Source organism: Paenibacillus nicotianae, assembly GCF_042681745.1.
GTDB classification, from domain to species: Bacteria; Bacillota; Bacilli; order Paenibacillales; family Paenibacillaceae; genus Saccharibacillus; species Saccharibacillus nicotianae.
In genome coordinates this window covers 242784-261561 of the sequence record NZ_JBHUGF010000001.1, presented here as the reverse complement: position 1 = coordinate 261561, position 18778 = coordinate 242784, and the positions used below count along the sequence as shown (strand labels likewise).

The 18778-nt window shown below is 38.4% G+C and carries 19 protein-coding genes; 5 read left to right on the top strand and 14 right to left on the bottom strand.

The genetic code is table 11. The annotated features are described in order from the left end of the window. Positions 1–25: 25 nt before the first annotated feature. Complete coding sequence (locus tag ACFSGI_RS01190) at positions 26–1225, bottom strand: ROK family protein (protein WP_204826559.1); 1200 nt, start codon at positions 1223–1225, stop codon at positions 26–28. A gap of 271 nt (positions 1226–1496) precedes the next feature. On the opposite strand from ACFSGI_RS01190, the gene ACFSGI_RS01185 reads away from it, so the two are divergent. The 3 genes from ACFSGI_RS01185 to ACFSGI_RS01175 all read left to right on the top strand — a co-directional run bounded on the left by ACFSGI_RS01185 (position 1497) and on the right by ACFSGI_RS01175 (position 3366). Continuing rightward, positions 1497–2138 (top strand): chromate transporter, encoded by a 642-nt coding sequence (locus ACFSGI_RS01185; protein ID WP_204826558.1) that lies wholly within the window; start codon positions 1497–1499, stop codon positions 2136–2138. Positions 2139–2150: 12 nt separating this feature from the next. Then, positions 2151–2687, top strand: a complete 537-nt coding sequence (locus ACFSGI_RS01180; protein ID WP_204826557.1) for a chromate transporter — start codon at positions 2151–2153, stop codon at positions 2685–2687. A gap of 88 nt (positions 2688–2775) precedes the next feature. Next, positions 2776–3366 carry a hypothetical protein gene (locus tag ACFSGI_RS01175; protein ID WP_204826556.1) on the top strand — a complete coding sequence of 197 codons (591 nt, stop codon included), beginning with the start codon at positions 2776–2778 and terminating at the stop codon, positions 3364–3366. Positions 3367–3475: 109 nt separating this feature from the next. Here the strand turns inward: ACFSGI_RS01175 and ACFSGI_RS01170 are convergent, their stop codons facing one another. Further along, entirely contained in the window at positions 3476–4372 is an 897-nt protein-coding gene (locus ACFSGI_RS01170; protein WP_204826555.1) for an NAD-dependent epimerase/dehydratase family protein, read from the bottom strand. Between the two features lie 429 nt (positions 4373–4801). Here ACFSGI_RS01170 and ACFSGI_RS01165 point away from each other — a divergent pair, with 429 nt between their 5' ends. Next, a complete protein-coding gene (locus ACFSGI_RS01165) occupies positions 4802–5353 on the top strand; it encodes a hypothetical protein (RefSeq protein WP_204826554.1) in 552 nt (183 codons plus the stop codon). 47 nt (positions 5354–5400) lie between these two features. Here ACFSGI_RS01165 and paiA read toward each other — a convergent pair whose 3' ends face one another. The 9 genes from paiA to ACFSGI_RS01120 all read right to left on the bottom strand — a co-directional run bounded on the left by paiA (position 5401) and on the right by ACFSGI_RS01120 (position 14588). Further along, positions 5401–5925: a spermidine/spermine N(1)-acetyltransferase gene (gene paiA, locus ACFSGI_RS01160; RefSeq protein WP_204826553.1), complete on the bottom strand. Its 525-nt coding sequence runs from the start codon at positions 5923–5925 to the stop codon at positions 5401–5403. 24 nt (positions 5926–5949) lie between these two features. Next, positions 5950–6405 carry a MarR family winged helix-turn-helix transcriptional regulator gene (locus tag ACFSGI_RS01155; RefSeq protein WP_204826552.1) on the bottom strand — a complete coding sequence of 152 codons (456 nt, stop codon included), beginning with the start codon at positions 6403–6405 and terminating at the stop codon, positions 5950–5952. 188 nt (positions 6406–6593) lie between these two features. Next, positions 6594–7967 carry a TraB/GumN family protein gene (locus ACFSGI_RS01150; RefSeq protein WP_204826551.1) on the bottom strand — a complete coding sequence of 458 codons (1374 nt, stop codon included), beginning with the start codon at positions 7965–7967 and terminating at the stop codon, positions 6594–6596. A gap of 203 nt (positions 7968–8170) precedes the next feature. Then, a complete protein-coding gene (locus tag ACFSGI_RS01145) occupies positions 8171–8656 on the bottom strand; it encodes a DUF1453 family protein (protein WP_204826550.1) in 486 nt (161 codons plus the stop codon). Positions 8657–8780: 124 nt separating this feature from the next. After that, entirely contained in the window at positions 8781–9455 is a 675-nt protein-coding gene (locus tag ACFSGI_RS01140) for a response regulator transcription factor (protein ID WP_204826549.1), read from the bottom strand. A gap of 12 nt (positions 9456–9467) precedes the next feature. Further along, positions 9468–10631, bottom strand: a complete 1164-nt coding sequence (locus ACFSGI_RS01135) for a sensor histidine kinase (protein ID WP_204826548.1) — start codon at positions 10629–10631, stop codon at positions 9468–9470. Between the two features lie 193 nt (positions 10632–10824). After that, a complete protein-coding gene (locus tag ACFSGI_RS01130) occupies positions 10825–11271 on the bottom strand; it encodes an SMI1/KNR4 family protein (protein ID WP_204826547.1) in 447 nt (148 codons plus the stop codon). 284 nt (positions 11272–11555) lie between these two features. Then, positions 11556–13310 (bottom strand): methyl-accepting chemotaxis protein, encoded by a 1755-nt coding sequence (locus ACFSGI_RS01125; RefSeq protein ID WP_204826546.1) that lies wholly within the window; start codon positions 13308–13310, stop codon positions 11556–11558. A gap of 516 nt (positions 13311–13826) precedes the next feature. Further along, positions 13827–14588: an SDR family oxidoreductase gene (locus ACFSGI_RS01120; RefSeq protein WP_204826545.1), complete on the bottom strand. Its 762-nt coding sequence runs from the start codon at positions 14586–14588 to the stop codon at positions 13827–13829. A 223-nt stretch (positions 14589–14811) separates the two neighbouring features. On the opposite strand from ACFSGI_RS01120, the gene ACFSGI_RS01115 reads away from it, so the two are divergent. After that, positions 14812–15357 (top strand): TetR/AcrR family transcriptional regulator, encoded by a 546-nt coding sequence (locus ACFSGI_RS01115; RefSeq protein WP_204826544.1) that lies wholly within the window; start codon positions 14812–14814, stop codon positions 15355–15357. A gap of 120 nt (positions 15358–15477) precedes the next feature. On the opposite strand, the gene ACFSGI_RS01110 is transcribed toward ACFSGI_RS01115, so the two are convergent. The 3 genes from ACFSGI_RS01110 to ACFSGI_RS01100 are packed head-to-tail and all read right to left on the bottom strand — an operon-like array spanning position 15478 to position 18777. Continuing rightward, entirely contained in the window at positions 15478–16515 is a 1038-nt protein-coding gene (locus ACFSGI_RS01110; protein WP_379282203.1) for a peptidoglycan DD-metalloendopeptidase family protein, read from the bottom strand. A gap of 20 nt (positions 16516–16535) precedes the next feature. Beyond that, positions 16536–17879 carry an ABC transporter permease gene (locus ACFSGI_RS01105; RefSeq protein ID WP_204826543.1) on the bottom strand — a complete coding sequence of 448 codons (1344 nt, stop codon included), beginning with the start codon at positions 17877–17879 and terminating at the stop codon, positions 16536–16538. Beyond that, positions 17872–18777 (bottom strand): ABC transporter ATP-binding protein, encoded by a 906-nt coding sequence (locus ACFSGI_RS01100; RefSeq protein ID WP_204826542.1) that lies wholly within the window; start codon positions 18775–18777, stop codon positions 17872–17874. The genes ACFSGI_RS01105 and ACFSGI_RS01100 overlap by 8 nt, the downstream gene beginning before the upstream one ends. Position 18778: the final 1 nt, after the last annotated feature.

The following is an 18778-nucleotide window of genomic DNA, read 5'->3' as shown; positions in this document are numbered from 1 at the left end:
CTCAGCGTCAATCGAACAGATTAAATTACAATTCCATCTGTTGCAAAATCATCACAGCAGCTCCTACGGCTACAGCTCTTTCTTGCAATACGCCTTTGGAAAAGATGGGCTGGTAACTGTTATCATAACCTACTTTTTTGCGAGCAACAGCTATCGCTTGCTCATAGTAAGAAGGATCAGCATTAATGAGTGCACCACCCAGAATTACTTTCTCTGGCAATAAAATATTAATCAAATTAGCAAGTCCAATCCCCATATAACTAGCAGACCGCGTAAACAATTCTTGCAAAAACAAATTGCCTTGATTTAGACCTGTAATTAAAGTATCAAAATGAATCTGCTCCGGTGTTAAATCTTGCGCCGCTTCCCAGATATCCATCCCTAGCTTGATTCGCTGTCTGACTTGCTGTTCTAACGCTTGTACTGAAGCAAAAGCTTCCAGCGCGCCATAATTTCCTTGATCATGTAACTTGTCGCCATCGGTCTGAATAATCATCTGTCCAATCGAGCCTTCACGATCTACAGCTCCACGTACCAGTTGTCCACCAGACATCATCGCCGAACGTATCCCGGCGCCTACATTTACAAATAACATATGTTGCATATTCTCATCTCGAACTGCCCAGTGTTCACCTATCAATGCGGTATTTGCTCCATTTTCAAGCACTGCGGTTAATCCAGTACGTTCATTAATCATCTGACAGATCGCTACATCTTTCCAACCGGTCGCTGGAAAATAAACAGGATTCAAGATTATGCCTTTTTCCCGATCAAGAGGCCCTACTGCACCTATCCCTATACCGATAATCTGACTTAACGTTAACTGATAATCATTAAGCATCCAATCGATTCGTTCTTCTACATAATCGATCAGACGCTCAGGAGTCATCTGTTCATCCATAAACCAGCGATACGACACAATCGTATTCATATGAAGATCATATAATCCTAATACCGAATAGACCCGCGAAATCTCCAATCCTATAATATAACGATGGGTAGGATTGATACGATACAATGTAGGTCGTCGTCCACCTGTAGATTGCCCCTGACCTGATTCAGTAATCCATCCTTCTCGTTCGAGTTCATCTAAAATACGATTTAGACTGCTACTGGTAATATCCATTTCTTGCAATAACTCTGTTTTAGAAATATGATCCTGTGTCGCAATCCGATCATAGACTTGCCGTTTGACCATTTTCATTGGAAATTGAAATGTATTCATATCTTCTTCCTTTCTCTAGCATATAGCCGTATACCGCTCTCAATCCGCTTCAAGGTTAAAATCTGCCTTCATTGTAACGTGTAACCATCACCTTGACCACTTTTTATCATTGAGAAAGAAAGAATAGAAATACACTTATTTTATAACCTTTTTTTCATTTATAAGCAAACGTTTTAAGTACGATCAGAAACATTTACAAGATCAACCTTCAAAGTTTATTTCAAAATGATTAAAAGATGATATACTGGTAACTAAGAGTGGAGTGAACGTCATGAAAACTTATTGGACTGAAACGTTTCAGTTAAAAATACATTTACTATGGAATTTATTTTGGATCTTTTTCAAAATTGGCCCTGCTACATTTGGCGGTGGCTATGCGATGATTCCGATATTAGAACGAGAAGTGGTACACAAGCGAAATTGGATAGATGCACAGGAAATGAGCGATCTATTATCGATTGCAGGTTCTGCTCCTGGTGGTGTTGGAGTGAATGCTTCTACGTTTCTCGGGTATCGTATGGGTAAGATTCCCGGTGCTATCGCTGCTGTACTGGGGATTACATTACCTACCTTTTTTATTGTATTTGCACTCAGTGCGTTTTATTCTGTTTTTCAAGATCAGCCTAAAGTACAAGCTGCTTTTCAAGGAATACATGGTGCTGTCATCGGACTGATTGCTGTCGCCGCTTATCGGATGGGGAAAAATGCATTATTTGATCGGTCTACAATTGTGGTAGCTACCGGCGCTTTGATTACTCTGCTTATTACAGGGTTGAATCCGATCTTTATGATTTTATTTGGACTCGGAATCGGTATCTTAATTATTCAAGCCAAAAAGAAATTAGGATTAACCGCACGTACCGAAAAAGCCACACATGATCATATTCCACCGACGATTGAATATTATATCTAAGGAGGAGAGATTATGGTATTGTGGCAACTTTTTATAAGCTTTTTGAAAATTGGCTTTAGTTCATTTGGCGGCGGTTATGCAGTGATCCCGATGATCCAATATGAATCAAGTCGGTATAGATGGCTGACCGATGAACAATTTCAAAGTACAGTCTCACTTGCAGGAATGTCCCCCGGGCCAATCGCTACCAACAGCGCAACTTTAATCGGTTATAAGACTGCTGGCTTAACAGGCGCTATTGTCGCTACAAGCGGTATTGTTCTGCCTTCGCTGATTGTTGTTATTGTATTAGCAGCCTTTTTTTACCGAATCCATTCCAATCGATGGGTACAATCTTCCTTCTACGGATTACGCCCGATTATTACCGGATTGATTGCTTACGCAGCGATCCATTTTGGTCTGTCTAATCATGCTGATGTGATTATGAGCTGGACAACGATAGCTACGTTATTGATCGGAATAGCAGCCTTCTGGGCGATTATCCGCTACAAGCTTCACCCTTTAATGGTGATAGCCGGTTCAGCCGTTATAGGGATTGTGTTATTTTAGTGTTACCTCTTTGTGCTTTATTTCTGGTATGATACCTTTATAAATGGATTTTTATAGAAAAAAAGGTACAAAGGAGACTTTAGTATTTATGAAAAAGCAATCGTTGTTGGTGATCATTATGGTGGTGTTATTTACGTTTATTCCTGTGCTTAACCTACCCGCTACGATACATGCAGCAACAAATACAACTCTATCTAATAAGAGCCCTTCTACACCTGAACCTGGTTATGTAGAAGAGGATACGTATAACGAAATTGCTCCTGAATTAGAGCAGGCTTTTAACGATTATGTACAGTATTACAATCAATATAAAGAATGGGTTCCTTACGAGACCAAAGCTGCAACTATCCTCAATAAATATAAAAAAGTACTGGCATCTACACGTAAGCAAGCATACAGCGAGATGACCACTATTGCGATTCCCAATTACAAAAAATTTCTAAGCGGAATCAAACAAATCAAGCCTAATAATACCGATCTCTCCACCATACATGCTCAATTGATCAAAGGAACTACATTTCAATTAGAAGGTATGATCCTTTTTCAAAAATACGTCTCCAAACAAAACCCCGACCCGACGATTATCAAAAAAGCGAATATAAAATTCACTCAAGGTCAACAATTAATCAGTGAGTTTAATGACAAAATCGCCTTGTACAATGCTCAATTTTCCCAATAAATCGCTTCAGCTATCACAGTACTATTCACCGTATTAGATTATAAATCACGAACAAAAAGGGTGTAGCCACGATCAGCTATACCCTTTTGTTTGTATATTTATAGGATACTTATTCAGTATCTACATAAGATCTCCAATAATGTTGTTGCTCAAATCCAAGTAGTCTTTTCACTTTAGCATTGCTTACTAATGTCTCATATTCATCCAGTTCTTTTTTCAAAGGTACATTTGGATAATAGGCAGCTAATAACTCTTTGGTTGGTTTGTCAGACGAAACATCATTCGCTGCAATATTCATCACTTGGAAGCCCAGTCCATCCGTTTCCACTGCTAATCGACATGCTAGTGCTAAATCGCGCGTATCAATATAGCTCCAAGTAATCCGTTTACGCTGAATAGGATCGGCGAAGTACGCAGGGAAATCGGCATATTTGGAAGGATCAATCACATTTGCGATCCGAAAGCAGTATATGTCTATGCCTGTACGGGTCTGAAAAGCTTTGGCTGTCACTTCGTTAACGACTTTGGATGTCGCATAGCTATCCATCGGATTAATATTGTAATCTTCATCTAACGGGAAATAATCTGGATCACGATGTTCATCTGCAAAACAAGTGCCATATGTCGTTTCGCTGGAAGCCAGAATGACTTTAGGAATATTGTATTTGGTTGCCGCATCTAATATATTGTACGTACTCATGACATTAATACGATAGACTTCATTGTCTGGATAGGTGTGAATTTGAGGAATCGCTGCCAGATGCACTATCGCATCAATCGGTTGCGGTGCTATCGATTCATGGTAACTTTTATCAATCGTAGGGCTGGCTAGTGCATTAAATACTTGCCCTGCATCGGTAAGGTCTGTAATCAGTGTCCGTACATGAGGATGCTCTAAAGGAACTCGATCTAGATTGAGTACTTCATATCCTTGCTCAAATAATTCTTGCACTACCCACTTACCAGCTAATCCACTACCACCTGTGACAATTACTCTTTTGACCATGTGTACACTTCCTTTTCCCTAACAAGATAGCAAAGCACGATATATCATACGGTAGATTACTCGTCAACATTGCACAATTACCAAGCTTTAGTCTATTTTAAAGATTCGCTCTTTATATGTTAACCTTTTCTACTACATACCAAGCACTGCTATTATTATACATTCACATTATTGGGTGCTTTAATTAGAAGATATACACTAGAAAAAATGAATGTTGCTAATGCGTTACGCTTAGAATTCCACCAAGAAATTTCGGATTATGCTGAGCAATTCTGATACTTTGATCATTTTTATTCTAAATAGTGCTTGCTAACTGTCTAAAAAAATAATAAAAAATGACGATACAAATAGTAACAGGAAATGACAAAATCAACCTATGCTATAATAAGAATTCTAAAATACATTTGTGAAAGGGGATTATATAGTAACGTGAAAGCTAGATTATTGTGGATAGTAACGCTCACCTTTTTGATCGTACAAAGTACGTTATTGGTTGCACCTCTTCAGTCCACTCATGCAGCAACTTCTTCTAATTATGGTTATGATGATAGCCATGTGCCTGCTAAATACAAGCAAGCCTATCATGACTATGTAGATTATGATGAACAGCTAGAGCCTCTACAAGAATATGAGCAGATCGGTATGACTATTTTTAAAGAGAACAAAAAATTCAAAGCATCCGATCATCGTCCTTCTTATGTAGAAATTACAGGTATTGCTCTTCCAAACTATAAAAAGTTTGTGAAAGGAGTACAAAAAGTCTATACGCCAAACAAAGACTTGGCTCGTATGCACAAAATATATGTAAAAGGTGCTAACTATCAACTACAAGGCATGCTACTTTTCCAAAAATATTTATCCACAAAGAAATTAGATCCTAGCGTACTAAAAAAAGCAAATACTCAATTAGCGATTGCCAACAAAGTACTTACACAGTTTCACAAAGAAATGGATACGTACACTGCCAAATTTTCATATTAATACTGTAGTTCAATATCAAAAGTTTAATATCAAAAGACCACTTCCGTTTATACGGTAAGTGGTCTTTTGGTCATAATTAGATCAGTCTGCTGTTCATCACCCATATAGAAAGAATGTTGCCCTGTGGGTACAAACCCTATTTTTTGATAGAAGGCGATAGCTTTTTCGTTCTTTTCCCATACCCCAAGCCATATTTGTTGCTTATCTTGTTGTTGCGTGATCTGAAGTGCATGGTGAAATAATCGTTTGCCTACTCCATGCTTTTGAAAAGATTGCTTGATATAGATTCGTTCAATCTCCAGACTATCTTCGCTTATCGCTTCCGATTGTGCTTGATCGGTATTGATTTTGAGATAACCTGCAAGATCATGATCGATATAAGCGAAAAAAAACTGTGACGATGGATTGGTTAATTCTTTTTCCAACTGCGGAATATTGAATGCTTTCTCCAAATAATGATCTATATTTTCGGGAGAGTTCTGGTCTCGAAATGTTTCATTAAAAGTCTCATAGCTGATCTGTTGTAATACTTCTACATCTTCTAATTTACACGCTCTTATTGTAATATTCATATCGTTTATCTATTCCTTTCACAATTATTTATAATTTCGTTTATTGCCTTTTTTGACAAAAGTCCAATCTTTTTCTACGTTTTTTCTTACTTTTTGTAGAAGATCGAACAGTAGATCGCTTTCTTGTTCTGATAATCCTTCCAATGCTATTAGATTAGAATAATCATTTTCGTTTTTGATCAAAGGATAAATCTGTTCTCCTTTAGACGTAGGAAACAGTTTTTTGATTTTTTTGTTATATGGATCTTCTTTTTTTTGTACAAATCCATTAGCTTCTAGATTTTTGATAGCACGAGCGGCAGTGGTACGATCGACTTTGATCATTTCTGCTAATTTTTCCTGAATGATACCCGGGTTCTCACAGATACGTACCAGATACAAATATTGACCTTTGGTGAGCGCATACTCTTTAAATTCAATATTGCTGATGCTATCTAAAGCTCTAGCAATCATTCCAATTTCTCGAAGAATCTCTTTCATTATATTCTCCTTTTGATCATTTTGTTGTAAATGCAACAATTATTATGTTTAATATATCTTATTTTTATTGCATTTGCAACAAAAAACCACTCCATTCACTACGAAATGAGGTGGTCTTTTGGAGCACGTTTATGTTTTGGATATATTTGAATCTAAGATCGTATAGCTATTTATACTGCTTACAGTTGTTATTTTCTTGTAACGGTATATCCTTTTTTCTCAAGCAAATGAATAATACCATCGTTTCCTAGATAATGCGCAGCACCGACAACGATAAAGTATTTCTGATTGCCACCGCTTTTCAGATAGCCATCAATTTTTTGCGCCATTCCAACGTTGCGATCAACCAGCATCGCTTTATTATATTCTTCATTACCAGCCGTACTGTTTGTTAATTCTAGCAATTTTTTCTCATCGCCTGTTTTCCACATTTCTGCGGCTTCATCTGTACTTTCATTCAGATCAGCTTGATTGGGATTGTCCAGATCATACAGTGTAGAGTACAGCATTTGTTCTTGTAATTCATCAGAGAAGTTATTAAGCATATTCAGCTGAGAATCTTGCGATTCTAATTCCATTACTGTAATTTTGCGTTCTGCAGCTTTTTGAATAAAGTGTAGATCGATACCATCTGCAGATTTGTATTTTGGATCGCTTGGAGTAAAAGAACTAACAATCATATCTGCTACCCACGGCTTGAAATGATCTAACGCATCTCGTTTCCAATCGTTAGCTAGAAGCGCTTTGCCTAATTTGGCATACGTATACGTCGACAGATGATCTTGCAATCTGCTTCCATCTTTGTACTCACCGATTTCCAAAACACGTTTTTGCATCGCTTCATCCGAAATTTGTGTAATGTCTACTTCTACGCCAAGATAATTAGCTTCTGCGAAAGCTTGCTCATATTCTTTTCGTAGCGGATAAAAACTTTCATTGGCAATATGTATAGAACCGACCAAGTACACGGTATTTCCGTTATTTTGTACTTCCCACATAAATCCACGACCACCTGTATCGGCAGTTTCTGTAGATGGTGCAGGTGTTGGTGTTATCGTACTGCTAGGGTCTGGAGTCACTACCGGTGGTGCTGTATTCTCTGTAGGAGCAATCGTTGTATCTACTGGAGGGGTATTAGTTTCTTCTACAGGAAGAGTAGGTGCAACAGGAGGTGAAGTCAACTGAATCGTACGTGTTTTGGCATTCCAAATCACCGTATAACCAGTTAATTCAGCAAATGTACGAATAGGCACATAAGCAGTACCATTGATTTTAGCTAGTTTACTTTTAACGGTTACACTTTTACCATTAGCTACAACAGTAATGCTGTCTTTGGATACATTGGATAATTGAATCTTCATCGCTTGTAATGTCGAACGAAGTGGAACCAATGTAACTTTCTGTTGGACTGTTGGTGCAATCCCTTTACTGTATTGAACCTTCTGATCGTTCACCTTCACGATTAATGGCTGTGAAGATGTAGCCGCCATCGCAGGTGAAGCTGTCGCAAGTAACCCTGCCGCCAAAACAAGCGAAAGCATTTTTTTGTGCCAATTTTTCATGATATAACTCCCTTTGAATGTATAATGTTCATCCAAAGCCAAACGTGTCCTTTTAAATATTACATAATCCGCTTTCAAGTACAATACATTATTTCTTTATATTTATACTTTGTTACAAATAAAGGGATCTTAACTAGCAAAAGCACTCCTACAAGAAAGATTCCTGATCTTATACGAGTGCTTCTTGATATAGATATGAGTGGTCATCCGTTTACTTTGGAAGATGCGAATACATGCTTAATCTCTGGAAATTTGGCATATAAGATCAGACTGCGAGTAGCAAAAATAACAGCAATCCCCGCCCACAATATCCACTGAATACGATGATACCCTGTAGCGAACTCGCCAAAAGCAAAACCTAATCCCAGTCGAACAATGATAAAGCTTGCCCATGTGATCAGTGTAATCTTAGTTCCTTGAACATATACAATCTGATTCTGCATATACACTTTGCTATGCCATGCCTGAATCGTTCCCGCGATCAAAGCGGCTATGACAACTAGAATACATTCAATCCACTGCGATACAGGGACAGATGATTGCGGAAATGTCTGATACATCTCATACAAAGCAAGCAACGGTAAAATAACAAAAAATATTTTTTTGACCGGTTTGGGACGCAATTGACGAAAAACAACCCACACAATAATAGCAATCACAATTAATGCTGTACCTACATTTGAATACATATAATGACCTCCTAGAATCTGATGATATCTTTATTCTAAGGGTCTTATCGGCGGTATACGTCTACTTGCAGGTTGATCTTTCAGCAGTCCGGTATCTATCTAGCGATATACCTAATTTCTTCACTTATTGTACTAAACCTTGTCGTATTGCGAGCACTACCGCTTGTGTCCGATCTTCGACATCTAATTTTTGAAAAATACGATGAGCATGCGTTTTGACAGTTCCATGTGAAATATGTAACGCTAGCGCAATTTCTGAATTACGTTTGCCATACGCCATCTGTTGTAACACAATCAATTCTTGATCGGTCAACGGTTCGATCAGTTCATACTTGGCTGAAGATGGTCGCTGTGAGGATTCTGCTTTTTGCAATGCTTCTGCCAGTGCTTTACTAGCAAGTGGCGTTTTGTATAAGGCTTCTCCTTTAGACACCGCACGAATCCCTGCCAGTAATTCTTGAGTATCTGCATCTTTGAGTAGAAATCCGGTAGCCCCTGCGCGAATTCCTTCCTTAATATAATCCTGTACATCAAAAGTAGTCAGCAATACGATTTTCATATCAGGCAATACACGCAAAATGTGTTCAGTTGCTTCTAAGCCAGAACATTCAGGCATCTGAATATCCATCAATACCATATCAGGTTGTTGTTCTAGTGTGACTTCTAATGCTTGATGTCCATTACTGGCTTCACCGACACACTCCATATCAGGCTGAGCATTAATAATATATTGTAATCCTTGACGTACAATTGGCTGATCATCTGCAAGCACGATTCGAATCGTAGACGGAACACTCATGATTATTTCTCCTTAGGATTGAATTGGATTTCCGATAGGTATCACAGCTTGAATAGAGAAACCATGAGGTACAACAGGTTCAAATTGACAGGTTCCGCCCTGTTGCTCACAGCGTTCTATCATATTTTTTAATCCATAACCTATGTTGACTGTATCTGTACCGGTATATATGCCATTATCTGAAATTCGCAAATACACCTTATGATCTTTCTCTTCAATATGCACAGAAGCAGTATCTGCTTGTGCATGACGGAGCACATTGGTTAACGATTCTTGCAGTACTCGATACAATACAATACTGGTCTGAAGCGACCATTCGGTAATCGGAGAATCTTCGATAAAAGTAAGCTTGAGCACTGAGCGTTGCCCTGTCTGCGCGATCAATCCTTTCAAAGCGACCAATCCTAACCCCATCTCATCATTTGACCATTCTTTCACTGCTATACGTACTTCTGTCAGTGCTTGACGAGCAATCAAGATCAGTTGTTTGATACGCTCTGGCATATGCTCTGGTTCGGTCGATTGCATAATCTCCAAAGCTTGTAGCTGAATAATAAGCGATGTCAATTGATGCCCTAATCCATCATGTATTTCTCGTGCCAGACGAGTTCGTTCTTCCAACGCCGCATAACGTACTGAATGTGCGCTTGCTTCTTGCAATTCTAGATGAGCTTCTTGTAACTCTTGATGTGCTTGATCCAATTGATCCAAATGTGATTTCGTTAAAGCGTGTGCATTTTGACGTATCTGAGAACTGCGTACAACCAGGAAAATACCAATAATCGCGAGCAAGCTACCAAAAGAAAAAGCATATACTAACGCAATCACAATAATCGTTACCAGACTGACGACAATCGTAACATACCGATAATCGCGATTAATAAATATACTCAAAAACAATAACGGCCATAACAGACTTGAATTAACAGACCCATATCGATAATGCAGATATAAAGCGGTACTAATAATGATAATCGAAAGTATGATATAGATCGTTCGGCTACGCCATATGGTCGGAACCCAAATAATCAATGTATACAGAAGCAATATCAATAAGGTTCCGTACTGATTCATCGCTCCATAACTTACATATTCATTATAGCTGGTAATTATCAGTGCTATCGTTCCAAATATACGAATCAAATATCTATACTTTTTCTCCTGCTCAATATCCATAGGTTCCCTCCACTACGCTACATATCCTTTTTCCGATGTTATTTATTGTAGATCAATATGGAAAGATATACATCTACTTGCAGGTCGATATGGAAGAAGCAGTGTATATCTGTAGATAGATGTAACTTCAAATCTGCTCCGTCTTCAATTGTTCTGTTATACAACTCCTCTAGATTTTGTTCAGCGTTTCCGTTTATTGTTCTTGTTCTTCCTCTTCTTGTGTCAGTAGATATTCAAAAAAGTCACTAAACGTATTCCATGTATCCGGGGCTATCTGAAATGAGCGGTTATGCAGGTGATGTGCATCTATACTATCGCACCAGATCACTGCTGGAGTCTGTGCTGTATCCAGTACGATCATGCTTTCCGCAGGCTCTGCTAAAAAGAGAAAAGAATGGGGAAGCTGAATATCTTTTCGCAAGCGAAGCGTTTCTTCGATCAAATTAGGATGATGATCGTTATAACTAAATATAGAAATGCCCCCAAGCAAGCCTCCATTATAAAATGAAGCGATCTCTTTAAAATCGTCTGGTAATTGCAACTGTAGTTGCTGTTCTATTCTCGCTACTGCTTGTGGTGCAATCACATCATCTGTAAATAGCAGATCATAACGTTCTCTGATCGACGGTATAGACTTCATTTCTTTATCTCTCCTTGGTATGTAACTCTACAATTATTGTATTCTATGTATTCATCCAAATGATACAACTTTTACTATCCCAACTATCTAAAAAAAGTAGAAGGCATATGACGATGCACTCTACTTTTTGGGGTGTTTATTTTATATGTTGAGAACCTGACCCGATCTTTTGAACCATTGCATCAACTACTTTTTTTGCTGCTTAGATATGAAAGCAAATTTTTACGTAATCGTTACTATATATTTGTACTTCTAAATCATACCATCATTTTATCAATCCATCATTAGACTTTCACTGTTTTGATCGCTTTGCTCATTTCATGAGTCTGTTGTTCTAATACAGTCGATGTCTGCCCTACACTTTCGAACATGGCTGATTGTTCACGGATTAAGCGATAGATTTCATCCGAATGCTCAGATACTTCTACCGAAATCTGAGCAATCGTGTGAACAGAAGCCGCTGCTTCTTCCGAACCTGCCGATATTTCTTCGGCTGCTGTAGAAACTTCTTGGATACGTTCAGTTACTGTCTGGAACGTATCTAACACCTGAGCAAATGCCAACTCTGCTTCTGCGGTCAATCTAACCCCTTGTCCAATTTCTTGTGCAGTGACTCCAACCTGTGAACCAATCTGCTGAGATTCTTGTTGAATATGCAATAATAAGTTCGAGATATTTTCCATAGAAGTACTTGAAGCTTCTGCAAGCTTTCTGACTTCATCCGCAACTACAGCAAATCCTTTACCATGTTCACCTGCATGTGCCGCTTCTATAGAAGCATTTAACGCTAACAACTTGGTCTGACTGGCAAAGTCATGTACCGCTTGTAATGCAGTACCAATCTCCTGTGAATAATTGGTTAACACTTCTACTCTCAACACCACTTTACCCGACACATCTGAAATATGCTCCATCTGCTTTTTCATAAGGGACATACTTTGTTTACCTGATTCTGCGGTCGTGAGCGCACTTGTAGCCGCGTCCGATACCGCCATAGATGATTCCGATATATCTGTGATGCCTTTAGCAATCTCTTCCATCGCATGTGCACTGTCGCTTGCACCTTGTTTTTGGGTACGTGCTCCATGTCTAATCTGTTCGACCGATTGATCGACTGTTGTACTCATAGCTAACATTGCTTGAGTATTATGGTTAAATTGCTTGGTCGATTCTGATAAAATATCTGTCGTTACAGCTACACCTTCTACCATATCACTTACCATTTTATTCAGATGACCTGACATGTGCATCATCGCCTGATAAGTGGCTCCTATCTCATCTTCACTCCGCAAACGATACGACGTTAAAATCTGATGGGCTGCGGCAAGCTCGCCTTGTGCCATTTTTTCTACACTTACTTTGAGCGGCTTCAGCGGACGTAATCCTCTAATAATAAACCACATCACCAGCGCTATTCCTACAATCGTAATCAAGACCAGCAAAGCATAGAATGGAAGACTTTGTTTGATAATATCGGATTCTACACTTCCGATGATCGAGACGGCTGTATCAATACCAAGAACACCTATAAGTACACCATTGCAATCAAGAATCGGTGCATACGATGAAATATAGTTGCCATATTCGGGATTGTTAATAACAGGGGAACTTGCTGTTTGTCCTTGCTGTAACTTTTGAATCGCTTCTACAGGAATATCGGTCACTTCATTGATCGCTGATGCTTTATCAGGATCTTTCATTCCATCTATCATAATTAGCGGTGTACCTTTATCATCTATTTTGACAAAATAAACATACATCGCTCCAATACGTTCACGAAAATCATTCAATTCATCACGAATCTTCAAAAACATATCATTTTCTTTGGGATCTTGAGCAAATGTCGCATACGATGCTTTGTCTAACTGGTTTACATAACTTTGAGCGATCTGAATATTGTAACTGGAAATCGCTCCTTGTGCTGCGGATCTCATATTAGCTATCTGTAGTAATATACTTCCAACAACAATAATAGTAATTACTAATGTGACAAAAGCAATAATACGTAGCACCAACTTTTTTCTAAAAAAACCGACCATTCGCTTTCTTCCCCTCTAATCAAAGCAAACTTTTTGAAGACGCATACCCAAAAATCATATGTCTGAAGCACTACTTTATGGGGAAATCGTAAACGAATATGTCGAATTATGCAAGAGAATATTAAGATTGCCTGTAACTACTATGATATTTATGATAGCGCTTTTTATAAAAGCTATTTGTAGAGATCAATTTATATAATACTAAGAATTAGTTTGGAAAAGAGTTGCTCCTTTCTATAGCTACACAATGTCATAAATCTGTCGCTCAAATGATATTACGCTGGCTTGTTTAACTTGATGTCGTTATTGCCAAATCGGTATGTAAAGAACACCAGCATATACATCTGGTGTTCTTTTTTCCGCTTTATTTATTCTTTTTTTGTATTAGAGTATTTGCTATTTATAAAGTAAAAGCTCGTATTGCACATGTCTTATCCTATAATAGAACTTGCCTATTTCTACTTAATTTAGATCATACCGTTTTACTTCATTATTAGGTACTATAACATTAAATACTTATTGATCTATTCCTGTTTGTGATGCCATATCGTTAAGTTGAGTCACGAAAGCACCTTCTTTAGGACCTTGTTGATCCCGAATCATTTTTGCTTGCTCGACTATTACTTCTTCTGCATCTGTACCCAGTAATCGTATCGTTTCTTTAATAAAGGCTTCAAGTGGCATAGCGTGTGGATCTTTACTAAGATCTGTCATAAGTTCTGTTTGAACGCCAGGTGTTATAATTTCTAATACTTTTACTGTCGTATCTTTCAACAAATACCGTTGAGATAATGTGTAGGAATGAAGTGCTGCTTTGGTCGCCGAATATACCGCAGTCGCTGCATATGGAATAAATCCAACCGCAGAAGTCGTATTGATGATCACAGCGTCTTCTTTAGACTTCAAATGCTCGATCAATGAAGATGTTATTCGGATCGGTCCAAGTAAGTTTGTAGATACCGTTGAAATCAGAATCTCTTCGTTCATTACACCTATAGCCTCATCGAAAAGCATGATACCCGCGTTATTAAATAACACATTCACATCGGGGAAGTCCTGAATAAGTTGCTTGGCTGTTGCTTCAATACTGGATAGATCCTGTATATCCAATTCAACTGCCGACATGCCGGGGTTAGCACTCAGAACTTCCGCCAGACGCTCTTTTCTTCGACCTGAAATAATGACTTTGTTACCCAGATGATGTAATGCTTCTGCTAATGCACGTCCAATTCCTGAACCGCCACCTGTAATAAAAATCGTATTCCCTGTAAGTTTCATATCTAATTCCTCCACATTTTTATTGTTAATGACTTTGCCATCGATTACATGGTTAGTTGAATAAGGTGTTGCTCTTTAATAGTTCTGAATAGACTAACCACCTTCGTAGCAGTATACTATTACAACAGTAGTTGCTTTAGTAGTTCAATCTTATCTAGAACAGCGTAGCGGAACAACCAACAATACAAGCAATGTGTTGGTTTAAAAAAAAGGAGTTATATCTATGGGGCTGAAAGTAAAAAATATACGTAACACTCGAACAAGAGAAGCGATTTTTGAAGCACTTTTTGAATTAATGGAAGAAAAAGATTTTGATAAAATAACGATACAAAACTTAACTGAACGAGCTCAAATCAATAGGGCAACATTCTATGCTCATTTTCAGGACAAATATGAATTATTGGATGAGATTATCAAAAAATCAGCGGGAGAACTGATTGAACAACATACTCATGGAGTCTATGCATTTACCAAAGAACATATGATGCAATTAGTATTCGCAGCATTTGAATATCACCAACAAGTCAAAAAGAAATGTCGTCGCAACTATCATAAAATCATCCCTCTCCTTTCTTCTAAATTAATTGTTGAACTCAAGCATTATTTGAATATCGCTATGCAGGACATGCATGCTGATGAACGTATTTTGTATGTACAAATTTATGCCAATATGATTAATGACGCGGTTACCATGCATACTGCTGAACAAACTTCACTAACACAACAACGTGTAGCAGAACATATTACTCAACTCATACAACCGCACTAATCAACATCAGAATTTTACTCAAAGAACAACATCTACATCTTTTCCAAGTTGCATTATCGTTTTATTTTGCAGAACACAAAAAGGATAGTCATCATGACTATCCTTTTTATGATCGTTGATTTATTTGGCTGTAATTGTCTCACCCTGCACAGGCTTACTTCCATCTTGCCACTTGATCTGAATTGCTTTGGACTTGAACAGATCCGCTCCATCCGACACCTGATAATGCAAATGGGCTTCGCTGGAATTACCGGAGTTCCCAACCAATCCTAACTGATCGCCTGTTTTCACCATATCTCCGACTTTTACCAACGCCGATCCTTTTTTCATATGACCGATTACGCTGTATTCCCCATTCGCGTGAGCGATCACCACTTCATTACCTGCTGGAACTTTGGGATTCATTTTACCTACGGGTTCGTTATCTGGAATATTACTTAATACTGATACGACTTTACCATCCGCAGGTGCATATAGCGGTTGTCCAAAAGCATAATAGCTTTCATTTTTGAGTGGATCACCTTTGTAAGAAAATCCATCTTTGCGCTGAATAAAATCATACGCATAACGCTGACTTTCGTATTCATAATGGTAATTAATCAACGCATTATTTCCACCCCAGAACACAAACCAATCGCCTTTAAACGGAAACGCATATTCATTTTTGGTTGTTACTTTATCTGTAGTCGTTGCTGGTGCTAGTGCTTTGGCTTGTAGCCCTAGAATACTTCCTTGCTTATCTATCGTTACATTCAGCCCTAGATCACCTGAATCACTGACCCATGAACGAACATCGGCATCGTTGATCTCCATATCTGCGGCTTTATTGAATTTTTTTACAGATTGAAGCGATGCTTCGGCTGAACTTATAAAGTCTTTTTCTGTGATTTGCTTTTTAAAATTATCACTAAATTGAGCATACACTTCTTTATATTGACCTTTTAATAATGCTGTCGGAATGTCTTCTGCGGTCAGTTTGGCTGTAGAAGCAGTTGGTTGTTCTGTAGTTGTAGTCGGCGTAGTCGTCTCTACTGTTGTCGCAGGCTCTGCTGTATTATTACTATTACCACTACAAGCTGTAATCACCACTGTTAGTGCCCCTAGAGCTAACGCCAATTTACTATAATTCATCCATTTTGTGTTATTGCTTTTTTTCATAATAGTACACCTCTTACTTACTAGATTTTATAAGATTTCATCGCTTTACGTAGTTCTTTCAAGCTTGGACGTTTGCCGTACATCAATACACCGGTGCGATAAATTTTGGCAGATAACCAGCCAAAGAACAAAATAGATACCAGTAAAATCGCAATTGAGATCGCTATTTCCCAGATTGGCATTGATCCAAGACCGATACGTACAATTACTGTTGTTGGAGCAAAAAATGGAATATAAGAAGAGATACGCATTAACAACGAATCTGAATTGGAGATACTAAATATTCCGATATAAAAAGCAGCTAATGTTAACATCGTGATCGGTGATATCGCTTGTCCCAAATCTTCTGTACGACTTACGATTGATCCGATAGCTGCGAATAAGGTCGCATACAAGAAGTAACCTAGCACATAATATAACAATCCGAATCCGACTACGTTCAAAGATAAATTGCTTACATGTAGATCGAAGTTAGATAGTACTTCTTGATAATAAGGTAGCGATAAATTAATAGCGATCACAATACCATAAGAAGCAATTTGTGTCAGTCCGACTAGGAAAACACCGATAATCTTCCCGAACATTTGCGTTAACGGAGACAGACTAGAAATTAATATCTCCATAACGCGTGAGCTTTTTTCGGCTGTAATCTCGGATGCAATCATATTGCCTGTAATCGTAAGCGAGAAGAAAAAGAGCACCATCAATAAATAGACTAGAATATAATTTTCGGTATTAGCCTTTAATGGATTTTCTTTTTGGGCTTCTGCTTTGCCGTTAAGATCATCTGGAGAAGTATGATTGACTGTAACCGGCGTGCCGATCTGTTCCAACTGTGTATTTGTTAGCTTGCCTGCGGCAATATATTGTACTTTGGCTGTTTGTGTAGCGGTCTGTAACAGACTTTGTATCACTACATCATTTTTTTCACTAACATACGTAACATCAGGAAATGCAGGATCGCCTTGTGTTGGTTTTTGTAATAATAGATAGCCGCCAATCTTTCCATCTTCTACTTGCTGGCGCAACGTATCTTCAGATGCAAATTGATCTTGCCATTGTAGCTGTGTATCCTGTGAGTCATTCGTTGAATTTGTGGCTAGATTGGCTATCGACGAAGAAGTTGCTTGTTGTTGCTTTTGCGCTGCTTGCTGAATCTGAGTAGCAATCTCATCATAATTGCTGCTTGCGATCGCAATCTTCATATTATCTTCCCCGTTGTTACCTGAAAACAATTGAATAAAATACGGGATATTTAATCCAATCACCAATAACACTGCAAGTGATAACGTTGTCCAACGAAAGGATTTATTTTTGACTTTATTACGATAGGTAAAGCTAATAACATGCCCTAGCTTATTCATTATTTCCCACCACCTTAATAAAGATTTCATTTAATGTTGGCTCTTTGATCTCGAACTGTTCTACACTCCCCTGTTGCATCGCTAATTGTAAAATCTGTTGTGTGGCTTCCTCTTGATCAATATGAATCAGATAGCGACCATTTTCATCTTGCGGTTCTACGTGGGTAACTCCTGATATCTCTTGTAAGCCTACAAGTGGATGAGCTGTACGCAATACGACTTTTTCACGCGGATACGTATGCTTGATCTCTCTCAAATTCCCTTGTAGTACAGGCTTAGAGCGACGAAGTATAGTCATATTCCGGCATAATTCTTCTACATGCTCCATCCGGTGAGTTGAAAATAAGATCGCTGTTCCTTCATCTCGCAATTCTTGAATTACTTCTTTGAGCATTTCCACGTTCACCGGATCAAGCCCGCTAAATGCTTCATCCAGAATAAGAATACTGGGATGATGAATCACCGCAGCGATAAATCCCATTTTCTGTTGATTTCCTTTGGATAGTTCTTCGATCCGCTTATCAAGATACTCCATCGCATCAAATCGTTCCAACCACTTTTTAAGACTTTGTACAGCATCTTTATGAGTCATACCACGTAGTTGCCCTAGATAAACGAGCTGATCACTGATTTTAATTTTGGGATACAATCCACGTTCTTCTGGTAGATAGCCCATCTTGTGTTGTAAGTCTGTCCGATATGGTCTGCCATCATACAAAATCTCACCTTCGTCTGGATAAATCAGTCCCAGTACCATTCGCATGGTTGTCGTTTTACCTGCTCCATTTGCTCCTAGTAAGCCGTAAATTTCACCTGCTTCTACTTCTAAGGAAAGTTGATCTACGGCTGTTGTCCCTGCATAATGTTTGATAATTTGATTCAATACCAATGGTTTCATC

Bases quoted from the DNA above. Each gene is read 5' to 3' on its own strand.
- ACFSGI_RS01190 (WP_204826559.1), bottom strand. From the start codon at position 1,225: ATGAATACATTTCAATTTCCAATGAAAATGGTCAAACGGCAAGTCTAT.
- ACFSGI_RS01125 (WP_204826546.1), bottom strand. From the start codon at position 13,310: ATGGTCGGTTTTTTTAGAAAAAAGTTGGTGCTACGTATTATTGCTTTT.
- ACFSGI_RS01180 (WP_204826557.1), top strand. From the start codon at position 2,151: ATGGTATTGTGGCAACTTTTTATAAGCTTTTTGAAAATTGGCTTTAGT.
- ACFSGI_RS01140 (WP_204826549.1), bottom strand. From the start codon at position 9,455: ATGAGTGTTCCGTCTACGATTCGAATCGTGCTTGCAGATGATCAGCCA.
- ACFSGI_RS01110 (WP_379282203.1), bottom strand. From the start codon at position 16,515: ATGAAAAAAAGCAATAACACAAAATGGATGAATTATAGTAAATTGGCG.
- ACFSGI_RS01185 (WP_204826558.1), top strand. From the start codon at position 1,497: ATGAAAACTTATTGGACTGAAACGTTTCAGTTAAAAATACATTTACTA.
- ACFSGI_RS01130 (WP_204826547.1), bottom strand. From the start codon at position 11,271: ATGAAGTCTATACCGTCGATCAGAGAACGTTATGATCTGCTATTTACA.
- ACFSGI_RS01145 (WP_204826550.1), bottom strand. From the start codon at position 8,656: ATGTATTCAAATGTAGGTACAGCATTAATTGTGATTGCTATTATTGTG.
- ACFSGI_RS01175 (WP_204826556.1), top strand. From the start codon at position 2,776: ATGAAAAAGCAATCGTTGTTGGTGATCATTATGGTGGTGTTATTTACG.
- ACFSGI_RS01115 (WP_204826544.1), top strand. From the start codon at position 14,812: ATGGGGCTGAAAGTAAAAAATATACGTAACACTCGAACAAGAGAAGCG.
- ACFSGI_RS01135 (WP_204826548.1), bottom strand. From the start codon at position 10,631: ATGGATATTGAGCAGGAGAAAAAGTATAGATATTTGATTCGTATATTT.
- ACFSGI_RS01150 (WP_204826551.1), bottom strand. From the start codon at position 7,967: ATGAAAAATTGGCACAAAAAAATGCTTTCGCTTGTTTTGGCGGCAGGG.
- ACFSGI_RS01120 (WP_204826545.1), bottom strand. From the start codon at position 14,588: ATGAAACTTACAGGGAATACGATTTTTATTACAGGTGGCGGTTCAGGA.
- ACFSGI_RS01170 (WP_204826555.1), bottom strand. From the start codon at position 4,372: ATGGTCAAAAGAGTAATTGTCACAGGTGGTAGTGGATTAGCTGGTAAG.
- paiA (WP_204826553.1), bottom strand. From the start codon at position 5,925: ATGAATATTACAATAAGAGCGTGTAAATTAGAAGATGTAGAAGTATTA.
- ACFSGI_RS01105 (WP_204826543.1), bottom strand. From the start codon at position 17,879: ATGAATAAGCTAGGGCATGTTATTAGCTTTACCTATCGTAATAAAGTC.
- ACFSGI_RS01100 (WP_204826542.1), bottom strand. From the start codon at position 18,777: ATGAAACCATTGGTATTGAATCAAATTATCAAACATTATGCAGGGACA.
- ACFSGI_RS01155 (WP_204826552.1), bottom strand. From the start codon at position 6,405: ATGAAAGAGATTCTTCGAGAAATTGGAATGATTGCTAGAGCTTTAGAT.